Raw genomic sequence first — 22,592 nt, 5'->3', positions numbered from 1 at the left:
ATACAATACGTTGGGTTTTTTAAAGTTTAGCTAACCGTGCTGTTGTAATTGCGGCTAAAACTAATAAACACACACTTACCCATAAACACGCACTAAGCCCATATACTTGAAAAACCCAACCAGAAAGCACCGTACCAAGCAAACGCCCTATCGCATTGGCCATATAATAAAAGCCAACGTCTAGTGACACCCCATCATTTTTAGCAAAACTTACTATTAAGTAACTATGCAGCGATGAATTTACAGCAAATACTCCACCAAAAATAAGTAAGCCTATTACAAGCGTAAAATGTACCGCTATATCCAATTGCATCAACAACGCCAAAATGCCAGTTACACCACTTAATAAAGCAACCCACCAGTATGCTTTTTTGACCGAATGTGAAGTTGAATCACCTTGCCCAGTTATTCGCGGTGCTTGCGATTGCACCAGCCCATAAGCAATTACCCACGAAGCCATAAAACCGCTGACCCACCAATGATCCCAGTTAAACTGAGCGGCTAAGTAAACAGGTAGTGCAACTACAAACCATACATCGCGCGCTGCAAACAAGCATAAACGCGCTGCGCTAAGTAAGTTAATTGCCCGCGATTTAGAAAATAATTCTTTAAACTTAGGTTTATTTTTAGCTTTACCAATATCGCCTTTTAAAAAAATTAAACTAATAACCCACGCAACACTAAGTAAAATAATTAGACTTATTAATGCCCCCACAAAACCAAATACAGTTAGTAATAAGCCGCCTAAAAAAAAGCCCACCCCTTTTAAAGCATTTTTAGAGCCCGTAAGTATGGCAATCCATTTATATAATTGGCTTTGCCCTGCATCGTCTTGTGGTACTAAATACTTAATGGCGCTCTTTGCACTCATTTTATTTAAGTCTTTTGCTATGCCACTCAGTGCTTGCGCTGCCATAACATAGGCAACGGTTAGCCAATCCCCTGGCACGCAAAGCATGGCTAAAGCGACAAGTTGTAGCCCAAGCCCTACATTCATGGTTTTGTTCAACCCTAAATGCGCGCCAAGCCAACCACCTACTAAATTGGTGATCACCCCAAATATTTCATAAAACAAAAACAACATGGCTATCGCAAATGCGCCATAACCTAACTGATGAAAATACAGCACCACCAACATGCGTAGCGCACCATCAGTTAAAGTAAATGCCCAATAGTTACCAGTAATTATTAAATATTGTTTTATAGAGCTCGGTAAGTTAGCCAACTGCGCAAACATAGCGTTAAACCTTTTTAAACGAGATTAAACCAAATCACTTTGTGCAGCTTTAAGCATTAGCTCAGCAGTACGGTTTGCATAACCCCACTCGTTATCGTACCAAGCGTATAATTTAAGTTGAGTGTTGTTAATTACCATGGTTGAAAGCGCATCAATAGTGCAGCTGCGCGGATCTGTTTTGTAATCTATAGATACAAGCGGCTTTTCTTCGTAGCCTAAAATACCTTGTAGCTCGTTATTTGCAGCGTCTTTAAACCACGTGTTTACTTCGTCTTGTGTAACACCTCGCTCGAGCTCAAAAACACAATCAGTAATTGATGCGTTAGTAAGAGGTACGCGCACGGCATGGCCGTTTAATTTACCTTTAAGCTCAGGAAAAATATGCGTAATAGCCGTTGCACTACCGGTTGTAGTAGGAATTAAACTTGTACCGCATGAACGCGCACGTCGTAAATCTTTATGAGGGGCATCAATAATCGTTTGAGTATTAGTAATGTCGTGAATAGTAGTCATTGAGCCGTGTTTAATGCCCACTTTTTCTTGCAGTACTTTTACTATTGGCGCTAAACAGTTAGTAGTACAAGAGGCGGCTGTAACAATGTTATGCTCACTTGGGTTATAAAGATCATCGTTTACACCCATTACTACATTTAAAATACCGTCTTCTTTTACAGGTGCGGTTACCACAACACGCTTAACACCTTGCGCTAAATATTGATTTAACAGCTCTGTGGTTTTCATTTTACCGCTGGCTTCTATTACTACATCGCAATCAGACCAATCAGTTTCGTTTATGGCTTTGTTGTTGGTAACTGCAATCGTATGCTTACCCACACTAAAGCTATTATCATCACTAGAAACCTGTTGTGCTAAGCGCCCGTGTACTGAGTCAAACTCAATTAAATGTGCGTGGGTTTTAGCATCGCCCGCTACATCATTTACTTTAATAAACTCTATTTCTGGCCAATCAACTGCTGCACGCAGAGTTAAACGTCCCATACGGCCAAAACCGTTAATACCTACTTTAATAGTCATAATTAAATACCTTTAATAAGTTAGTTACAGCAGCTAGTAATACGTTCAGGGCGATTACCCATAACATTTAAGCGCGTTAAATCGTTTTCATAAAATGAAGGGTTAGCAGTAAGCGTTTGCGTTAATACATTTTTAGCCCACTCTGGTAGGGCTTTATTAATACTGTAATAAACCCATTGATTTTGTTTACGGTCGCTCAACAATCCGCATTGTCTTAACTGCGCTAAATGGCGAGACACTTTAGGCTGGCTTAGCTCAAGTGCAGTAACCAGTTCGCATACACATAGCTCTTCTTGATGGCTAATGAGCAGCATTGCTTTTAAACGCGTATCGTCCGCTAGGCATTTATAAAATTGAAGTGGGTTGAATTGTTCCATATTGTCCTCGCAGTTTTATTACACATACAATAAAACAAAAACAGAATATATGGAATAGTGAATATATGATTTTTTGTATGTTTATTTAACGACTCATTTTTATTAAACTCCACGCACAAAAAAGCCCAGTGGCAAAACCACTGGGCTATTACAGTATTAGTTAACTTAGCAATTAATTAAATAACTGAAAGCTCTACTTCAATATTGCCACGTGTTGCGTTTGAATATGGACATACTTGGTGCGCTTTATCTACAAGCTCCTGTGCTGCAGCTTTATCCATATCACCTAGTGATACAGCAAGTTTTACTGCAATACCAAAACCACCTTCAATCGCGCCAATAGATACTTGTGAGTCAATATGTGTGTCGCTTGGTAAATCTATTTTTTCGCTACCTGCTACAAATTTTAGTGCGCCAATAAAACACGCGGCATAACCTGCGGCAAATAATTGCTCAGGGTTAGTACCTTGACCGTCGTCTCCGCCTAAACCTTTAGGTGTTGATAAATTTACATCTAAACGACCATCATCAGATTTAGCTACGCCTTCACGGCCGCCAGTTGCAGTTGCTTTTGCTGTGTAAGCTACGTTTTGTAATACATTCATAATGAACTCCAAAGTTTAAAAATATCAATCAATTTAGTTTGTGTGCAAAATAATAGAACAAGTAATTAGAGATTGCAAATACTTTGCATGCAAATTAAAATGCCATGTATCGAAATAAAGGATAACGTTATGCCGTTTGAGCAATTAAAGTTAAAAAATCAGTTATGTCATCGGTTATATATGGCATCTAACAGCATTGCGCGTGCGTATCGCGAGCCTTTAAACGAGCTAAATTTAACTTATCCGCAATACGTAGTAATGATGGCGCTGTGGGAGCAAGACGAAATAACAATTGCAGAGCTAATAGATAAAACCGCGATAGATGGCGGTGCAATGACCCAAATACTCAAAAAAATGAGCGACAAATCATTACTGGCTGTTATTAAAGATGAGCACGACAAACGCAAACGCCTAGTTCAGCTAACCAAGCATGGCCAATCACTTAAGTTAAAAGCAGCCGATATTCCTAAAAATATTTTATGTAAATTTGATAGTGTAGATGCAACACAAGCGAAACAGTTGATGCAGCTGCTCGATTTAGTAGTAAACGACTTAGCCGATTAGGCTCTTAATTTTTAAACAATAAACGTGTTTTAAAAGGTTTTAAAAATGACTCATATTAAAAAACTACTATTAGCAGCGGCGTGTAGCACGGCACTTTTAGGTAGCAACGCTGTAACTGCTAACACCGCTGGCCAAAATGCTGATTTAAAAACAGTAGCCACCTTTGATGCGCAGCACCCTCCGGGCAACATTGCTATTACCCCATCGGGCAGAAAGTTTTTATCTGTGCATGGCTTTTTTGGCCAAAAGCAAAAAATTATGGAGCTTTTAAGCGATGGTACAACTAAGCCCTACCCTAATGAAGAGTGGGCATACGCGTACAATAACGGTAAAGGTTTTTACGACGTACTTGGCATAAACGTATCAAGCGATGGTGTATTATGGATGCTCGACACTTCAGGGCCCGATCACGCTGGGCGCTTAGTAGGCTGGGATACAAACAAAGAGCAACTACATAAAATTATTTATCTGGCTAAACCGACCATTACCGACACCTCGTTTTTAAACGATTTAGTCATCGATAATAAACATGGCGTTGTATACATTGCCGACACAGCCCAAGGCAGCCAAGCCGCTATTATTACGGTAAACCTTAAAACAGGTGTCGCACGCAGAGTGTTACAAAATAGCCATTACACCACCGCCGAAAATATCGATATGGTTATTGATGGGCGCACAATGAGCCTTGGCGGACAACCAGCCCGCTTAGGTGTTAACCCTATTACGCTTGACCCTAACGAAGACTGGCTTTACTTTGGCTCAATGTCGGGTACGTCGGTTTACCGCATTGCCACCAGCGATATAAATAACGAGAGCCTTTCGGCTAAAGCGCTTGAAGACAAAGTTACGCGTTACGGCACTAAGCCAATTTCAGATGGTATTATTGTTGATGGCGGCGGTAACATATATGTAACCGACATAACCAATGGCGCAATTGGCGTAGTTAAACCCACTGGCGACTACGAAGTATTATTTAAAGACGAACGTTTGAGCTGGCCTGATGGCTTTAGCTACGGAGCCGATCATAAAATATACTTTACCGTTGACGACTTACATAATTCGCCTGTACTTAATAATGGCAAAAATCAAAGCCACGGTAAGTTTAAAGTAATGTCGTTCGAGCCTTTAGTAAAAGGAAAAGTAGGCCGCTAATTTGCTTTTTGAGTGACTGTATTTTTTAAAAAGCCTTGCACATTTAAGTGACCTAATAGTTGCAGGGCTTTTTGTTAAAAACACACCACACTGGTGCATATTTTAAAAATACTTCACCGCTTTGGTGCTAATCCTTTAGTACGTATTTACACTTAAATACTAAATACCTGATTTCTATTCATAAAATATTCAAGTTAATGTTGGCATACTTCTTCCAATAAACTGATGTGTTCAGTGAAAATACCAAGGAAAAACCATGTTCAACTTATACCATACCCTTTACCTTTTATGGCGTTTAGATATTAGCGTTTGGCAAGTTAATGATCCAACAAATACCCATACCACCGCTGATAAAGAGCGCGTCTATGTTAAGTAACATCGTATTGTGTAAAGGCTTGGCATAAAGCTTAAATGTATAAACCTACTTTAGGCTAAGCTTTTACACACTATGAAATTTATATGTACATTTTAGTTAAACTTCAAATTAATCGTTCAATATCAAAACAACTCCCTTGTAATAAATTCCCCATTTAAAAACATCAAAAATTAGTAAAAACACTGCGTTTATAACTTTGCAAGCAACCCTATTGCGTTGTATTGTTGCACCCTATTGAAAATTTTTAGTTGGAACGTGTATGAACGCTTTGGAAGTTAATTTTGATGGCTTAGTGGGTCCTACTCACAACTACGCTGGTTTATCGTATGGTAATGTTGCTTCGTTAAATAACGCAGCAAGCTTTTCAAATCCTCAAGAGGCAGTACTTCAAGGCCTTGAAAAAATGAAAGCCATGCATGACAAAGGCCTAACTCAAGGTGTATTTGCCCCTCATGCGCGCCCCGACTTAAACGTACTGCGCCGCTTAGGCTTTAACGGTAACGATGCACAAGTAATTCATAAAGCGTTTAAAGCTGACCCTATTTTATTACGCGCATGTTATTCAGCGTCAGCAATGTGGACAGCCAATGCTGCTACGGTATCGCCATCTCCTGATACAACCGACGGCAAAGTACATTTTACTTCAGCTAATTTAAATAATAAGTTTCATCGTTCATTAGAGCCTGCAACCACTACGCGCTTATTAAAGGCTATGTTTAATAACGACAAATACTTTGCGCACCATACCCATTTGCCAGACCAAGGCTTTTTTGGCGACGAAGGTGCAGCAAACCATACTCGTTTTTGTGACAGCCACGGCGAACAAGGCCTTGAAATGTTTGTATTTGGTGCCAGCGCGTTTAACAGCCAATTACCAAAACCCGCTAAGTTTCCTGCAAGGCAAACACTCGAAGCCTCAGAAGCAATTTGTCGTTTACATAACTTAAAAGATTCAAGCCAAATTTTACTACAGCAAAACCCAGACGTAATAGACCAAGGTGTGTTTCATAATGATGTAATTGCAGTAGGTAACGCCAATGTATTACTGTGCCACCAGCAAGCATTTTTAAACCAAGCTCTGGCACTGCAAGATATTCGCGAAGCGTATGTAGGCAATAAAGAATTTTACATTATTGAAGTACCTACCGACAAAGTAAGTATTTCCGATGCTGTAAGTAGTTACTTATTTAATAGCCAGTTAGTGAGCCTTGAAGATGGTTCAATGCTGTTAGTGGCACCACAAGAGTGTAAACGCAACAGCGCGGTTAACGCCTACATTGAAGAAATGATTATGGCTGATAACCCAGTAAACCAAGTGCAGTTTTTTGATTTACGCCAAAGTATGCAAAATGGCGGCGGCCCTGCGTGCTTGCGTTTACGTGTAGCCCTTAACGAGCAAGAACTTGCTGCAGTAAACCCAGAGGTTATTTTAACCGATACTAAATACACACAACTGTGTGACTGGGCAAAACGTAACTACCGCGACAAATTAGGCGCAAGTGACTTTGCAGATTCAGCCCTACTCACCGAAAGCTACCAAGCACTTGATGAGCTAACGCAGCTACTTAATTTAGGCTCAGTGTACGACTTTCAATTAGAAGGTTAATACCTCGTCAGCACAAAGGCTAATACAAAAATAGCGAGCAAAGGCTCGCTATTTTTATTCGTGTTTATGTTTATGTTTATGTTAATACATATTTAAGCATCTTTGTTAACAGTTATTGCCGACGCCATCGACTCCGATAAATGCAGCGTACGCTGCGGAAACGGAATACTCAGCCCAGCGCCTTCAATTGCTTCTTTAACACGTTTATTTAAATCCCACACGGTTTGCCAATAATCACCATTAACAGTCCACGCACGTAATTGAATGTTTACTGCGCTTTCGCCTATTGAAGTCACCATTACTTTAGGAGCAGGCTCTGCAAGTAATCGGCTCTCTGATGCTGCTAATTCTTTAAGTACATTTAAGCCAACATCAATAGAGTCGGCATACGAAATACCCACCACTATGTCCATCCGTCTTTTGCCGTTACGGGTAAAGTTTTTAATATTGCCACCCCATACTTTGCCGTTAGGCGATGCTATATAAAGACCGTCGGTGGTTTTAAAAATCGTGGTAAACAGGTTTATTTCACTCACAGTACCAAGCGTGCCACTGGCATCAACAAAGTCGCCTATTTTAAAAGGTCTGAGTATTAGCAGCATAATACCCGCAGCAATATTGCTCAGCGTATTTTTAAGGGCTAAACCAATCGCTAAACCTGCAGCGCCCATTAGCGCAATTAAGCTTGCCGTATTAACGCCAAAAATATCTAAAATAAATAGCCCACCAATTATATAAACTAAATAACCAGCAATACTCGATAAAAGCGGGAGTAGCGTACTATCTACCCTTTTTAATGGCGATTTAGAGTTTTTAATCGCCTTTTTAACCGAGCGTGCAATTAAGGCACTCGCAACTAAAATCACCAACGCTAAAATCACTTTGTACCCTAAAGTGATGATTGTTTCTGAATGGCTTTGCCAAAACGCTAAAAGTTTATCTTTCATGTTTGTTCCGATAAATGTGGCTGAAACTCAGCAAAATAATGGTTAAATCTAATAAAAACCGACTTCAAAAGAAGTGGCGCGAGTATATAGAATAAAAAATTTAAACCTATCTTTTTTAATCACTTATTTCAACTTTAAAAATACCGTTAAAACTATGGTTTTTGATACGTAGAGCCCACCTATTTACGGCTAATTTATAGCGCCTATTCAATATAGGTTAATCGTTTATTGGTATGGTTATTTTAAGCTTTCAAGGTTCACAAAAGAGGTTATCTATGGGAAAAGAGAAAATAGTACTCATAACCGGCGCTTCAAGTGGTATTGGCGAAGCAACCGCAAAAATGCTGGTTAACAATGGTCATAAAGTAATACTTACCGCTAGACGCGAAGATAAATTAACTGAATTAGTAGAGTCATTGGGCTCAGATAACGCCATTAGCGTAGCCGCAGATGCAACCGACTTTACCGCGCTTGAAAACGTTGTTGCTAAAGGCATTGAAAAATTTGGTCGTCTGGATGTTGCCTTTGCTAATGCAGGTAAAGGGCTAGACACTTTAGGAGTTGAAGAAGGCGACCCCGATGAGTGGTCAACCATGATCGACATAAACATTAAAGCCCTACTGTGGACTGCAAAACTAACGCTTGCGCATTTACGCCAAAGCAAAGGACACTTTATTATTACTAGCTCAGCAACTGGTCGCAGAGCTGTTAAAGGCTCTATATACGGTGCAAGCAAGTGGTTTACTTACGGTTTTTCTCAAAACCTAGCACAAGAAATTAGTGAATGGGATGGGCGTTGTACAACCATCACCCCAGGCGCTGTAAATACCCCTTTTACTGATGAAGCAAGACCTGACAAGTTATACCCGCAAGATGTTGCCGATGCTGTGCTATTTGCCATTGAGGCAAATCAGCGCAATAACATCAGAGAAATACATTTAAGACCAACTCATTAGTAAAACTATTCTCATAATTTTGAATATGTAAACATAGGAGAAATAATCATGGCGAAAGAAAAAATAGTCCTCATTACAGGTGCTTCAAGCGGTATTGGCGAAGCAACCGCAAAAACGCTGGTTAACAATGGTCACAAAGTCATTTTAACCGCCAGAAGCGAAGACAAATTAACTAAATTAGTTGAGTCATTAGGCTCAAATAACGCACTTAGCGTAGCTGCAGATGCCACAGACTTTACCGCACTTGAAAACGTAGTAACAAAAGGCATTGAAAAGTTTGGCCGATTGGATGTAGCCTTTGCTAACGCAGGCATGGGTGTTTCAACCGCTGGCACCGAAAAAGGCGATCCGGATGAGTGGTCAACCATGATCGACATAAACATTAAAGCGCTGCTATGGACTGCAAAACTAACACTGCCGCATTTACGCCAAAATAAAGGTCACTTTATATTAACCAGCTCTGCCGCTGGCCGTAAGCCAATTGGCGGCTCTATTTACGGTGCAACTAAATGGTTTGCTTATGGCTTTGGACAAAACTTAGCTGAGGAAATGAGTGAGTGGAATGGCCGCTGTACCACCATAGCACCAGGTATGGTAAACACCCCGTTTTTTGATGAGGCAAAACCCGATAAACTCGACCCACAAGATGTAGCCGACGCTGTACTGTTTGCTATTGAAGCAAACCAGCGCAACAGCGTACGTGAGATTTATTTAATGCCGACTAATTAACGTTGATTGGTTGAGTTTGAGCTGTCAGGTTTAATGCTAATGGTATTAAACCTGATGGTTGTTAATTCTAAATACCGGCTAGATAGAATGAAGGGAAAGTATTCGGCATTAATAAAAGCTTGTTAGCTGCTTTTTAGATTGCGTTCTAAGAATACAACTCTCGTTTTACCCAGCTTTGCCGTTTTAAACTCAGAATAACCACGGCGTTTATACATCGCTAAATTAGAAGCACTAAACTCCCCTGTAAAAAGCTCGACACGATTAGCTTCTGGAAATACAGTTTCAAGTGAAGAAAGCAACTTAGAGCCAACACCCTGGCCATGCAGTTCAGGCCATACCGCCATGCGTCCAATATGACAACTACTAGCTTCTAAGCGAGCTTGACCGCTTGCCAATAACTTACCGTTATCAACAACTTTCAAAATGATTTTCTTCTCAAAGTCTGCTTTCAGTTCATCAAGCGTTTGAGTTAAAGGCGGGATATTAAAGTCATTATGCAGTTCAGCTTCTGATTGATAAGCTACGCGCTGAAGTTCTAGTAAACATTCTGCATCTTCTATTGTGGCGTGAAATATTTCCATATACTCAATTCCTTTTGGCAACTAACAATTTAGTCTACGACATTTGTCGCTTTACAAACCGGCAAATGTCCTTATATTACAATGACTTTATCCTAGCTATAAAATAAACAACTGTAAACAGTTAGTTAGCTTCGCCTTACCTTTCCTAAATGCAGCAAAACCCCAAAATGGTGGAGTTCAGTAATATCAGACAAATTACTGTTTAGTTATGCAGCTTGATTATTAATTAAAAGATTATATTTTAAGTACCTGTGTTTAAACTAATAACACGTTCACCCTTTGACCCTTAAACTTGTAACTCGTTATTGCTTATAAAATTAGTTAAAAATCACAATCTACTTCTATTGAATCCTGTGTATTTTTAATTCATATTAAATATTCTTATTTCTCACTTATTATGCTGTTATGTCATTTTTAAAATTTAGCCATGCACTTATCCTTACACTTGCTAGTACCCTACCGCTTACAAGCCATGCGGCGCTTGATAAAAATGAGCGTGAAATAGTAAAACAGGTCGATAAAAATACTCCTCAAGCACTTAAAGAAATAGAGCAAGCCGTAAATATTAATAGCGGTTCGCTTAATATTGAAGGTGTAAAAAAAGTAGGCGCGCTGACAAGCGAGCAACTTAAGGCCATTGGTTTTAAAGTAGAATGGCTGGATGGCAGTGCGTTTAACCGCGCAGGACATGTACTGGCAACCCATGAGAGTAAAAACCCCGATGCAATAAAAATACTGATGATCGGCCATCTAGATACGGTATTTGCCAAAAACGATAACTTTACTACCTACAAACAACTTGATGCCGATACAGCCAGTGGCCCAGGCGTTGCCGATATGAAAGGCGGTAACACGATAATAATTACCGCACTTAAAAGCTTACAAGCCCTTAATTTACTCGAAAATGTAAGCATAAAAGTATTGCTGACTGGCGATGAAGAAAGCAGCGGTCGCCCGCTTAGCTTATCTAAACAAGCTATTGTTGATGCGGCAATTTGGGCTGACGTAGCGCTTGGTTATGAAAATGGTGACAACAATATTAAAACCGCTATGGCGGCGCGCCGTGGTTATACCGGTTGGACGCTAAACGTAACGGCAAATGCGGCGCATTCTTCGCAAATATTTAGCGAAAACGTTGGTTATGGCGCTATTTACGAGGCATCACGCATTTTAAATGATTTTAGAGAGCAACTTGCCACGCAACCTAATTTAACATTTAACCCAGGGCTTATTGTGGGCGGTACCAATGCCGACTACGACAGTGCTAACTCGTCAGCAACGGCGTTTGGTAAAAGCAATGTAATTGCACAAACCGTGCATGTTGCAGGTGATTTACGCGCACTTTCGCCAAAGCAGGTAGAAAGCGCTAAAAGGGTTATGCTACAAATTGTGGCTAAAAACTTAGATGGCAGTAAAGCAGAGCTTATTTTTGAAGATGGTTATCCGCCAATGGCATTAACTGATGGCAATAAAAAGCTATTAGAATTATACAGCGACGCAAGCCACGACTTAGGCTTCAACAAAGTAGTAGCCGCCAATCCACGCAATGCAGGTGCGGCTGATATTTCGTTTGCGGCAAACCATGTTGATATGGCACTTGATGGTTTAGGCTTGATGGGCAGCGGTGCGCACACTAAAAACGAAACAGCCGATTTAACCAGCCTTGATAAAAACATTAAAAAAACGGCATTACTCATTTATAGATTAGGAAAACTGTAATAGTAAATGTATTTTAAAGATGAGCGTAGGCCAAATAATAACCGTCCTACGCTTGTACTTACTTTTAAGACATTATTTTATACAGTAATTCTCGCACTGTGGCCGGTTCAAACGGTTTATCACAAATAGCATCAACTCCCGCTTGAGCAATATTAGCTAGGTGAGTGTCGTTTGCCTCTGAGCTCACCATTAAAATAGGAATATGTGAGTAGCTATTTGAGCTTCTAACGGCTTCTGTTAGTTCTCGCCCGTCCATTTCTGGCATGTTGTAGTCGGTTACTATTAAGTCAAACGGTTGGTTATTCAAGTGCTCAATAGCTTCTTTACCGTTTTCAGCTTCTATTGGTGCAGGTATTCCCATCCCTGCAAGTACACGTATTATGTGTTTACGCGCAAAGCGGCTGTCGTCTACCACTAAAACTCGCAGCAGCGTTACGTCAAAATGATCAAGTTCTACTTCTTCTTCGCTTATAATATCGAGGGTTGCTTTGAGTGCGCGGGTAATGGCTTTTGCGCTAAAAGGCTTAGGCAAAATAGCCAGCACACCCGATTGGCGTAATTGCTCAAGGTATTTTTTATTACGCTCGCTCGATATAAGCATAAAAGGTTGATGCTCGGTGATAGGGTTTGATCTTATTTCTTGCAATAGTGAGTCGGCTGTCCCGTCAGATAAATACATAGAGCTTATAACTAGATCAGGGTGATAACTTGCTAATAAGCTAAGCGCTTGTGTTTGTGTAGATGCAGTTTCAACTTGTTTTACACCACTTTCTAAAAGCGATTTTATTATTATTTTTTGCTGAACCTCTGAAGGCTCTACAAGTAAAAGGGACAAGTTTGCTATTGCAGTTAAGTCGCTCATTCAGATCTCTTTAGTATTGTTATAATCAGGATAATAATAACATTTTTGACTCGTTAATATTATATAAAGAGATTTTAATATTTAAGAAAACATTATCAACCCCTTTAAAATATAGCACTTATTAATTAGATTGAATGTAATCTAATGCATTCATTTTTTTATATGTGACGTTAGCGTGTAAAATATGTGCAGGTTCAGGGTCAACCACTTCAACAGGAATATCGTAATTTCGGGCTATTTCAATTGCCATTTGCGTAATATTAACGCTAAACGAGGTGCCCATAAATACAATTTTATCGGCGTTGAGCATACGCTGTTGTGCTTGTGTTATTCTGTAAAGCTCGGTGTAGTATTCGTCAAATAATAAAACAAAGGGCTTAAATGAATGGTTTAGCTCAGGCGTTTGGTTTTGAATATTAAATAGCTCAAAAAGAGACTCTTGCAGGCGGCTTTCGTCTACGCTATCCCACGGGGTGGCAAGTGGCGTGACAGGCTCACCTTGCTCATGAAATAAGGTCATTTGATCAAGCCTGCCGTGTATCGCTATGTAATTTTTGTTACCCGCTTTGCCATCAAGCCCATCTATGTTTTGAGTAATTAGGTTTTTGTCACTTAGCCAATGGTGTACGTCGTTTGGGCCATGGTTGCGATACGTTGCAAAGCGATGGTAATACCATGCTAAAAACTCTTTTGGGGCGTTTTGATACATTACGCGCGTTGCCATTTCCATAGGCGTATAATTTTTACTGCCAATGGTCCAATAACCATCCTCCCCTCTAAAGGTGGGAATACCACTGGCTGCGCTGACTCCCGCTCCTGTAATGTAAAGAGTGTTCACTTTTCAACCTCGTAACCGAGTACGTTAGCGCTTACTTGCTGACTGTTATCTATGCCGCCAATTCTATATAAAACCCCACTGTGCTCAAGTAAACCACGATGATCCATGCTCTTTACTTCAACTGGGGATAAAATCTGCCATTCGTTTTTTTTGATACTAAAGCGCCAAACATGGTCACTTGCTGGTGCAGGTTTGCCGTCGTAGCCTATTGCGCTGTAGTTGTATGGGTTATTAGAGCCTGCCATCATATAAATATTGCCATTATAGCTGGTGGCTGCCATTCGGTAGTGAGCAGTGCCTGTTGGATGTGGCAAGGTACGCCAATCTATTTTTTGTGGGTTAGTTGAATCTATTGTGCCTTTTAAGCACTGTGCTACACCTGCAAACGAGCGACGCGAATCAGGATTAGCTTGTGTTTTAACGCCATCACAAATAACAATGGTGTTACCACTAATAGCAGCGGCTTGGCCAAATACGGGCTCACCTAAAAATGGCGAGGCTTGTTGCCATGTATTATTTTGCGTGTCGTATACTTGTGCTAAGTTTACGTTGCCGTCGTTATGCCAACCGCTAATTAGATAAATGTAACGCGCTTTGTAGCTCAGCGCTACGCTATCGTCTACGGGTACTGGCATGCTAGCAAGGTGAGTGTAGGTATCTTTTATTACGTCGTACCTATATACGTCGGGGCTTGAAACTTCAGTATGATCCTCTGCTACCGTATAACCGCCAAACACATAAGCGTACTCGCCTAAGCCGACTGCGGTGCTTGCTAAGCGCCCTTTTAATGGCAAGCTTGAAGGCACACCAGTTTTAGATTGCCACTGTGAATCGCCAACTTTAAGCGTCCACACTTTGTTATGCACTGACGAGTATTGTTTATCGCGCCCCAGCCCCATAAAGCTTAAAAAGTAGGGCTGGTTTTTTACAATAACTTTAGCCACAGCATTATTTGCAACAGGCTCAGGTAAAGCGGGAAGGCTTGCTAACGCAAGAGAAAAAAGAAGGCTCATAAGGCAAATAATTTAATAAGAATTAATACGCTCAGATTAAATTATTTTAGCCTTGTGAGCCAGTATTGTTATATCAAAATAATCAAACGTTTTTGATTAGTAATCATATTAGTAGGCAATACTAATATGCTGATTTACGTACACTCCTTTTTGCGCTTCATCAACCATTGCTGTTGCGTAATCAGTGACCGAAACTTTGCTTTCGCCTGCATCATTAGTAAAAAATGTATTACTGCCTATACGGTAATTGCCTTCATTATCACCCAGACATTACTTGTGCAGTTTATTTATCAAGGAACTACCTACAAACTGCTGTAAGAGCATTTATAGATTTTTAACGCAGCGCTGGAAAACCGCTATTAAAAATGTGGCGCTAAGTAATGTATTGTAGTTAAGGGCGTTGTGAAGATGAGCTGTCTAAGGTGGTAGTTCAGCATAATTTTTTAAGGTAAATAGGTTACGTTATCTAAGCCTTGTTGTTTATTTTTGTACATAGCTTGATCAGCATATTTTATAAGTTCATGATCTGTTTGTCCGTGCTCTGGGTAGTTTGCAAAGCCAATACTGGGGGAAATATTTAGTAGTACGTCATCTAACTTAAAGACAGCTTTAAACTCAGTGAGGACTTTATTTTTTATTCTGACGGTTTCGTGGCTAGAACTTAAATTATCTAAAATAATTAAAAATTCGTCTCCACCTAAACGCCCTACTGTGTCGTAATGCCTAACCGACGCTGAAAGCCTTTTTGCTATAGCACATAAAAGCTTATCGCCAGTTTCGTGTCCGTGGGTGTCGTTTACTGCTTTAAAGCCATTTATGTCTATAAACAGTAAAGAAAAAAATGTGTTGTTTGTAGTTGCACTAATAATTACTTTTTCTAATCGCTCCATCAATAAAGAGCGATTAGGCAAACCAGTTAACACATCGTGCCGAGCCATGTAATGGAGCTGCTCTTCCATTACTTTTCGCTCAGTTATATCGTGCGCTACTGCAATTCTTACTTGATGTTGCTCTGACCAACGAACAGACCATAATATATGGACTAATTGACCATCTTTTCTCATCCAGCGGTTTTCAAAGCGAGGGTTTACCGTTTCGCCAGACAATAGCGAAGTTACGGCGTTATGCGTTTTGTAATGATCACCTTCGTAAACATAGTTAATCATCTTTTTGCCTACAACTTCGTCGGCCGTATAACCAAAAATTTGCTCAAATGCTGCGCTTACAAAAACAAATGTGCCTTGTTTATCTACCACACAAACGGCATCAAGCATTAAATCGAGTACTTCTTCTACTTTAATTAATTCATTTTTTATCATACTTTGGTGCCTTTAAAGCAAAACCAAGCAAATTTAAGTATTCTATATAGCTTTAACAAAAGCAAAGATAATTAAACCACAATCGCAGATAACACAGGGCTAGGTATAAATTGTGCCCATATAATTAATATTGCTTTGAGAAGCATGACACGAAAAAGTTAAGATTAAATATTTAATAACCATAAATACTTTGAAGTTATTCTGAAATAGACTAAATTTTAAGTCGTATATAAACATATAACTATCAGCTATTTACATTTTACTGACTCTTTAATAAATATACTTATAAAGTTCATTTAACTATATTTTTACAGTTCAATTGGGCGAAATTAGACCTTTTAACTACTACAAAATTAGCTACCTTGATTTAATCTCATTTATGCTTTTACACTGTTAATGTATGTTAATATTGTGTGATATCACATGTATTACAAAAACAAAGACTGTTTTTGATTTTTGATTGCGCAGGAGACTTTTGGGTGAAAATATCACAACGTTTGTTTTGGCCATTACTTTTTGTTTGCCCTCTCTTAACGGCCGAGCCGTTTGAAGATGAAGACCTCGATCTTGATGCTTTAATGGGCATGGATGTACAAGCAACTTCTGCGATGAAAAGAGCACAATCAGCATTTGATACCGCTTCATCTATTTATGTATTAAGTAAAGAACAAATTACTAACTCTGGTGCTACATCAGTACCTGAAGCACTGAAAATGGTGCCTGGTTTAATTGTACGTCAGCTCGATAACAATCAATGGGCTATTTCATCAAGAGGTATCGCCTCTCGATTTTCTAGCAAACTATTGGTTATGATTGACGGACAAAGCTTATATACCCCAAAATTTGCTGCAGTTTATTGGGAAACACTCAACGTTCCTTTGTATGACATTGAACGCATTGAAGTAATACGCGGACAAGGCGGATTACTTTGGGGTAGTAACGCAAATAATGGCGTGATTAATATCATTACTAAAAACAGTATTGATACTCGCGGTGGATACGCAAACGTAACAACTGGTAATCAAATAAATGTTGATGCAAATCTTCGTTACGGTGGTGATATAAGTAACATAGGCAGCTACCGTGTGTATGGTCATGTAAAAGATGCGAATGAATCAAAAAAAGGGATCTTACTCGCACCTAACGATACAACTAAACAAAATTCTTTAGGTTTTCGGGCTGACTTTACCCCTAATGATGAGTGGTCTGCGCTACTACAGGGGGACGTTACTCACTCAACACTTGGTCAAAACTACCGAGGTGTTATAGATGAAACCAACGAAAACATTTCATTCTCAGATGATTTAAAGCGAACAGACTCACGCATAATGGCACGCCTTGAAAACAGAGTGTCGCCCGATGCCAATCAAATGCTACAAATTTCTTGGCTGAAACAAAATGGTTCCCAAGATTATATTAAAGAAGATTTTGAATCGATAGATATTGATTATCAAATGAACTTCATATACCAATCTCTACAGCTAGATTGGGGATTAAACTACCGGTATAACTCTATCTCTTTCGCAGAAAGTGTATTTTTAGATAGCGATAAAAACTTTGATAACCTCAAACAGTTTGGTGCACTTGTTCAAGCTCAATACAATGTGACGCCTGATACACTCGATTTTATTATTGGTACTAAGCTTGATCATAACGATTTAACTGGCTGGGAAAATCAACCGTCAGCAAGGCTTATATACAAACCAGTAGATAACCACCTTACTTGGGGTGCTATATCGAGAAGTGTACGTACACCAACATTGATTGAATTTAACGACAACTTTAAAGTTAATGGTACTGAAATTAAAGATCTTACCGGTTTAAGCTCTGGCTTTGGACAAATAGACGACTACCGAATTGCAACCTACCTAAATGGTAACGACAAAGTTAAATCTGAAAACTATCTATCTTATGAATTAGGTTACCGTTTTACTGCTAACGATTGGTCATTGGATATTTCTACTTATTATACCGATGCTAATAACGTAGCGGTTATTGATATGAATACGCATGCTGAACAATTCACACCTATACTTGAATTATTTCTAGCAGGGAGAATCCCAGAAGTATTTCAAGCACTAACAATGACTCGCATAGATTTAGACTTTGCATCTGTAGCAGACACGACCACTAAAGGGTTCGACCTAGTTGTATCATGGCAACCTGTTGATAATCTCAATACTGAGTTTGGTTATAGTTACACCGATTATAACTACGATTTACCTCCTCGAGTAGAGCCCGCAATCGGCTATGACTCTAAAAACAGGCAGTTATTTGCAAAAGCCGATTATTCTTTTTTAACCAACCATAATGTGTTTGCGACATTGCGCGCAATAAACTCAAATGCATATAACACTGATAATTACACAACGTTAGATGTTAGTTGGAATTGGCAAGCAACACCTGTGTGGTCTACTGCAATTTCGGGTAAAAACCTCTTTGCAGGTTCACATATTGAGTACAATAATACGCGCGAAACCTATACATTACCAAACTATATTGATGAATGTATTACATTTACAATTTCAGCAAATTTCTAAGTTAATTAGATGATTAAATTAAGAAGTTTAATTCACAGTAGCTTAATAACGTTGACACTTCTTAGTGCCAGCGTTGGCGCTGTTGAAAAAGAATACATGCTAAAAGCAGGCTTCTTATATAACTTTGCACGTTTTGGACACTGGGATTATCATTTAGGATCTCTTAATGAATTTATTATTTGTAGCCCTGATAAATACTTTATTGATGCGGCTAACAACGCTTTAAAAAATCGCACTATAAAAAACTTACCTCTATACAATAAATTAATCACTCTGGATGAAGTAACAACCTCGGCGTGTAACATGCTATTTATTACCTCTGATACATTTATCGAATGGCAAAACATAACACCTTTAGAGCTGAAAAACGTTATGCTAATTGGTGAAACAGACACATTTATTGAAAATGGCGGTCATATCAGGTTTTTTCTTTCCAGTGGTAAAATTCGCTTTGAAATTGCTCCGAAGCAGCTTAAAGATGCAGGCATTACTATGAGCTCAAAAGTGCTACGCCTTGCCCGCGTTGTAGATAGGTAGTGCAATGAAAAAACTATTTGCATTAAATACGATGAGCAAAAAATTACTATTTATCTTAATGAGTGTTGCACTTGTATCAACCGCGACAGTAACCATTGTATTTAGTGCTTATGAAATAACCAGCGCTCAAGAGGAACAAATAGAAAGCTTGGGCTCTCTGTCAAAAATGCTTTCACCGAATATAACTACAGCACTTATGTTTGATGATATTGATGCAGTGCAAGAGCTTATAAACCCAATACTTATACGCTCAGATGTTATTAGTATAATGGTAACAAGTGTGACAGGTGAGCAACTTGTTATTGCGCAATCCAAAGATGAAGATATGGAGCAAAGTATTGAAGTGAGTACACCCCTTCAGCTCGATATGCATGATTACGGTATATTAAAAATACGCGCTAACAACAGCTACATTCAAGACAGAATTACTTTTTACTTTAAATTTATAATGATTTTGATGGTATTCACCTTTGCCATCAGCCTAATTTTATCTCTTTTATTAAGGCGTCGCTTTTTAAACCCTATTTTATATTTAGCTCAAACAGCAAATAAAATAACCACATCACATGATTATAGCTTACGCGCTAAACAGCTATCACAAGATGAAGTAGGACAATTAACCTCTTGTTTTAATGCTATGTTATACAACATTGAGCAAAGAGAAAATTCATTAGAAAACCAAGTGAGACTGCGTACTAATGAACTTGAAAATGCGAATATTCAGTTGCAACAATATGCCTACCAAGATGGATTAACCGACTTACCGAACAGGCGTTATTTTTACGAAAAACTACAAAGCTTAGTAAGTATTAAGGGAATGAAGTTTGCCCTTATATTCATAGATTTGGATGGCTTTAAAGAAGTAAATGACAGCCTAGGGCACGACTACGGTGATTTACTCTTACACCAAGTAGCCACAAGATTGCAAAGTTGTATAACGACTAAAGATACAGTCGCACGTTTGGGTGGTGACGAATTTACATTAATTTTAGAGGGTGTAAATAGCCCGGATGAAGCATCAAAAATTGCCGAAGCAGTAAAAAGAAGCTTAATGCAGAGCATTAAAGTAAAAAAAGAGACAGTCTATGTTACTGCAAGCATAGGTTTAACATTTTTCCCTGCTGATGGTTTAACAGTAGAAGAGCTCGTTAGACGCGCTGACCAAGCAATGTATTTATCTAAAAATAAAGGGCGGAATCGCTATGAGTTTTTCTCCTATGCTATCGAAGAAAAAGCCACAGAAAAGCGTCGTCTAATAGAGGAAATACGCACTGCAATTGTTAAAAACCAATTTGAATTATTTTACCAACCTATATTTTCAATTGACGGGAAATCAGTACCAAAAGCTGAAGCCTTAATTCGTTGGAACCACCCTGAACGAGGCCTAATAGGGCCAAATGAATTTATACCAGTTGCTGAAAAAAACGGATTAATAAACGATATCGGCCAATGGGTAAAATCTCAAGCAATTCAAGATACCGTCCAATTCAATGTTTTAAGTGAAAAGGCAATTCAAGTCAGTGTAAATACATCACCTCTTGAAATTGACCGCGCTGGTTGCTGGGTGGATGAATGGATTTTTGCAAGTAAAAAGTACCAACTACCCGCAAACACCATTTTAATTGAAGTCACTGAAAATACTTTAATGGATCCCGACTCGTCAATACAACGACAATTAAAACGCTTAAGCACTATTAATATAGATATTGCGATTGACGACTTTGGTGTTGGTTATTCTTCTTTGGCGTATTTACAGCGCTTAGATATAGATATTTTAAAAATAGATCGCTCATTTATCAACGATATAGAATCAAACGATAATAGTATTGCTCTCGTGAAAGCTATTATCACTATGGCTCACAATCTAGACGTAATGGTGGTTGCTGAGGGAGTTGAGACACAAAAACAGTATGACCTATTAAAGCAGCTTGCTTGTGATTATATTCAAGGCTACATTTTTTCAAAGGCAATTACTAAACAAGAGTTTATGGAAAAGTATATAATACCAATCCGCAATAATACTTAATCATTTTGCGGGGCTAAACGGGTCGCTACCTGTGTTAAAAAATTCTCATTTAGAACAACTAAATAGCAATTTTTTTGCCTAGCTATCAACACGTTTTTCCATCCTCAAAATAGATCACTTAATTAAGCGAATTGGTATAAAACAAAAAGAAGTGATCTGATTTATGTCTATTGTGCTGGATTTTAGCAAGCCAACACAGAACACTTCTTTACTTTTGCCTTAAAAATCCACGTATTTAAAGCTCAATCCCAAGCTATAACCAGCGAGGGACTAGTTGTTTATACTCTTTATATTCTATAGAAAAACGATGGGCTAAATGAGCCTCCTCAACTAATGTTTGTCTATATATAGCTGTAAAACCAATAACTAAACAGGTCAAACTAAATATACTAGGTAAGGCTAAAAAGAACCCCACCTGTGCAGCTACAACGCCTAAATACATCGGATTCCTAGAGTATTCATATAATCCTGATGTTTTAAGCTCATGTGGTCCCTTAGGATCAATTCCTGAACGCCAAAGTGCCGCCATATGAAAATGTACAAACATCGTCAAAATAAAACCTGCACTCAATAAAATATCGCCAAATAATACACCTGGCCAGCCATTGAGAATTGGGAATAGCCCAAGGTAGCTATCTAACTCAGGTACAAACACTCTAATTACACATATAAACCAAATAGCAGCCCTGAAAAATTTAAAAACCATATGGTTCCACCAACTAGTACAAAATTTATCACCGGGATAAATAACGCCAGATGGTGTATTTCGATTTTTATAAATAATTCTAAATGTATAAAATCCGGCAACAAAAGTATAAAAAATAGCTAAGTAAACTCGGGTAAATTCAACTAGCGATGCAGAGTCATCTACAAATGTTTCATAAGGCATTTAAGTTACAGCTCACAATCATTATTGGTAGTAATTTTAAAACAACTAAGCCAATAGATTTAGTTATAAGATCATGAAATCATATTAGTATTCATTGCCCTCATAAACAAGCTAAGTCTGTGGTTAGTTAACGAGTTATAATCAACTAATCAAACTAATTTATAAATTCTGTTTGATACTTCACCTAAACAACTGCTTACACAAACCGAAAACGTAAATTCGGTAGTTCACAATTTTATTTTTATGCCAATTCGCTTAATTAAGTGATCTATTTTTCCGCCCTACTTGATGGTGTTGGTATGAGTGTATATTAATTGCGCATATTTCACTTTTCTGCAGACGTAAAAAAGCCCGACTATTTCTAGTCGGGCTCTCTACAATTTGAAGCCTGGTAATGTCGTAGTGCCCACAGCGGTGGAGAGTCACATAGCAAATGCTACTGGATTGGCCCACTGAGATATTGAGGGATTTTGCTGTGATTTTAACGTCGGGAGTCGCTGTGCTCGCCCGACCTACGTGATGGGTGTTGCTGTGAGTGGATGATAATTGCGCACATTTTACTTTTCTGCAGACGTAAAAAAGCCCGACTATTTCTAGTCGGGCTCTCTACAATTTGAAGCCTGGTAATGTCCTACTTTCACATAGCAAATGCTACACTATCATCGGCGCTGTTTCGTTTCACTA

Annotated in this window: 20 protein-coding genes; 9 read left to right on the top strand and 11 right to left on the bottom strand. The window is 38.8% G+C overall.

Annotation, left to right across the window (positions count from 1 at the left end):
* Positions 1 to 19 precede the first annotated feature (19 nt).
* From arsJ to H5159_RS06520, 4 genes are all read right to left on the bottom strand, one after another.
* The gene (gene arsJ, locus H5159_RS06535) at positions 20 to 1,237 is read right to left on the bottom strand and encodes an organoarsenical effux MFS transporter ArsJ (protein ID WP_149603491.1); all 1,218 of its coding nucleotides are present in this window, start codon (positions 1,235 to 1,237) and stop codon (positions 20 to 22) included.
* 24 nt (positions 1,238 to 1,261) lie between these two features.
* Positions 1,262 to 2,272: an ArsJ-associated glyceraldehyde-3-phosphate dehydrogenase gene (locus H5159_RS06530; RefSeq protein ID WP_182780034.1), complete on the bottom strand. Its 1,011-nt coding sequence runs from the start codon at positions 2,270 to 2,272 to the stop codon at positions 1,262 to 1,264.
* A 20-nt stretch (positions 2,273 to 2,292) separates the two neighbouring features.
* Positions 2,293 to 2,649, bottom strand: coding sequence for a metalloregulator ArsR/SmtB family transcription factor (locus tag H5159_RS06525; RefSeq protein WP_024595411.1), 357 nt, complete (start codon positions 2,647 to 2,649; stop codon positions 2,293 to 2,295).
* Positions 2,650 to 2,825: 176 nt separating this feature from the next.
* Entirely contained in the window at positions 2,826 to 3,254 is a 429-nt protein-coding gene (locus H5159_RS06520) for an organic hydroperoxide resistance protein (RefSeq protein WP_024595412.1), read from the bottom strand.
* Positions 3,255 to 3,383: 129 nt separating this feature from the next.
* Between H5159_RS06520 and H5159_RS06515 the strand changes: the two genes are divergently transcribed.
* The 3 genes from H5159_RS06515 (at position 3,384) to astB (ending at position 6,952) form a co-directional block, all read left to right on the top strand.
* On the top strand, positions 3,384 to 3,818 hold the full coding sequence (locus H5159_RS06515; RefSeq protein ID WP_024595413.1) for a MarR family winged helix-turn-helix transcriptional regulator: 435 nt from the start codon (positions 3,384 to 3,386) through the stop codon (positions 3,816 to 3,818).
* Between the two features lie 45 nt (positions 3,819 to 3,863).
* Entirely contained in the window at positions 3,864 to 4,970 is a 1,107-nt protein-coding gene (locus tag H5159_RS06510; protein WP_182780033.1) for an L-dopachrome tautomerase-related protein, read from the top strand.
* A 635-nt stretch (positions 4,971 to 5,605) separates the two neighbouring features.
* The gene (gene astB / locus H5159_RS06505) at positions 5,606 to 6,952 is read left to right on the top strand and encodes an N-succinylarginine dihydrolase (RefSeq protein WP_170071193.1); all 1,347 of its coding nucleotides are present in this window, start codon (positions 5,606 to 5,608) and stop codon (positions 6,950 to 6,952) included.
* A 92-nt stretch (positions 6,953 to 7,044) separates the two neighbouring features.
* Here astB and H5159_RS06500 read toward each other — a convergent pair whose 3' ends face one another.
* Positions 7,045 to 7,899, bottom strand: coding sequence for a mechanosensitive ion channel family protein (locus H5159_RS06500; RefSeq protein WP_182780031.1), 855 nt, complete (start codon positions 7,897 to 7,899; stop codon positions 7,045 to 7,047).
* Between the two features lie 275 nt (positions 7,900 to 8,174).
* Between H5159_RS06500 and H5159_RS06495 the strand changes: the two genes are divergently transcribed.
* Positions 8,175 to 8,855 (top strand): SDR family oxidoreductase, encoded by a 681-nt coding sequence (locus tag H5159_RS06495; RefSeq protein WP_182737661.1) that lies wholly within the window; start codon positions 8,175 to 8,177, stop codon positions 8,853 to 8,855.
* A 48-nt stretch (positions 8,856 to 8,903) separates the two neighbouring features.
* Positions 8,904 to 9,584, top strand: coding sequence for an SDR family oxidoreductase (locus tag H5159_RS06490; RefSeq protein WP_024597443.1), 681 nt, complete (start codon positions 8,904 to 8,906; stop codon positions 9,582 to 9,584).
* 122 nt (positions 9,585 to 9,706) lie between these two features.
* Here H5159_RS06490 and H5159_RS06485 read toward each other — a convergent pair whose 3' ends face one another.
* Entirely contained in the window at positions 9,707 to 10,165 is a 459-nt protein-coding gene (locus H5159_RS06485) for a GNAT family N-acetyltransferase (RefSeq protein ID WP_182737660.1), read from the bottom strand.
* 405 nt (positions 10,166 to 10,570) lie between these two features.
* Here H5159_RS06485 and H5159_RS06480 point away from each other — a divergent pair, with 405 nt between their 5' ends.
* Positions 10,571 to 11,884 carry a M20/M25/M40 family metallo-hydrolase gene (locus H5159_RS06480; protein WP_182780029.1) on the top strand — a complete coding sequence of 438 codons (1,314 nt, stop codon included), beginning with the start codon at positions 10,571 to 10,573 and terminating at the stop codon, positions 11,882 to 11,884.
* Positions 11,885 to 11,948: 64 nt separating this feature from the next.
* On the opposite strand, the gene H5159_RS06475 is transcribed toward H5159_RS06480, so the two are convergent.
* The 4 genes from H5159_RS06475 to H5159_RS06460 form a co-directional block, all read right to left on the bottom strand.
* The gene (locus tag H5159_RS06475; RefSeq protein WP_182780027.1) at positions 11,949 to 12,746 is read right to left on the bottom strand and encodes a response regulator; all 798 of its coding nucleotides are present in this window, start codon (positions 12,744 to 12,746) and stop codon (positions 11,949 to 11,951) included.
* Positions 12,747 to 12,867: 121 nt separating this feature from the next.
* Positions 12,868 to 13,584 carry a Sir2 family NAD-dependent protein deacetylase gene (locus tag H5159_RS06470; protein ID WP_182780025.1) on the bottom strand — a complete coding sequence of 239 codons (717 nt, stop codon included), beginning with the start codon at positions 13,582 to 13,584 and terminating at the stop codon, positions 12,868 to 12,870.
* On the bottom strand, positions 13,581 to 14,597 hold the full coding sequence (locus H5159_RS06465; RefSeq protein WP_182780023.1) for a kelch repeat-containing protein: 1,017 nt from the start codon (positions 14,595 to 14,597) through the stop codon (positions 13,581 to 13,583). Before H5159_RS06465 ends, H5159_RS06470 begins: the two co-directional genes overlap by 4 nt.
* A gap of 443 nt (positions 14,598 to 15,040) precedes the next feature.
* Complete coding sequence (locus H5159_RS06460) at positions 15,041 to 15,916, bottom strand: sensor domain-containing diguanylate cyclase (protein ID WP_182733413.1); 876 nt, start codon at positions 15,914 to 15,916, stop codon at positions 15,041 to 15,043.
* 479 nt (positions 15,917 to 16,395) lie between these two features.
* Here H5159_RS06460 and H5159_RS06455 point away from each other — a divergent pair, with 479 nt between their 5' ends.
* From H5159_RS06455 to H5159_RS06445, 3 genes are read left to right on the top strand one after another with little or no spacing between them, the layout of a single operon-like run.
* Positions 16,396 to 18,456: a TonB-dependent receptor domain-containing protein gene (locus H5159_RS06455; RefSeq protein WP_182780022.1), complete on the top strand. Its 2,061-nt coding sequence runs from the start codon at positions 16,396 to 16,398 to the stop codon at positions 18,454 to 18,456.
* 9 nt (positions 18,457 to 18,465) lie between these two features.
* Complete coding sequence (locus H5159_RS06450) at positions 18,466 to 18,993, top strand: YfiR family protein (protein WP_182780020.1); 528 nt, start codon at positions 18,466 to 18,468, stop codon at positions 18,991 to 18,993.
* A 4-nt stretch (positions 18,994 to 18,997) separates the two neighbouring features.
* Positions 18,998 to 21,019: a bifunctional diguanylate cyclase/phosphodiesterase gene (locus tag H5159_RS06445; protein WP_182780018.1), complete on the top strand. Its 2,022-nt coding sequence runs from the start codon at positions 18,998 to 19,000 to the stop codon at positions 21,017 to 21,019.
* A gap of 253 nt (positions 21,020 to 21,272) precedes the next feature.
* Here H5159_RS06445 and H5159_RS06440 read toward each other — a convergent pair whose 3' ends face one another.
* A complete protein-coding gene (locus tag H5159_RS06440; protein WP_182696525.1) occupies positions 21,273 to 21,908 on the bottom strand; it encodes an isoprenylcysteine carboxylmethyltransferase family protein in 636 nt (211 codons plus the stop codon).
* Between the last annotated feature and the right edge of the window lie 684 nt (positions 21,909 to 22,592).

This window comes from Pseudoalteromonas sp. SG43-1 (genome assembly GCF_014164415.1).
Taxonomy (GTDB): Bacteria; Pseudomonadota; Gammaproteobacteria; order Enterobacterales; family Alteromonadaceae; genus Pseudoalteromonas; species Pseudoalteromonas distincta.
The sequence above is the reverse complement of the archived record's forward strand: the minus strand, read 5'-3'. Positions and strand labels throughout refer to the sequence as shown.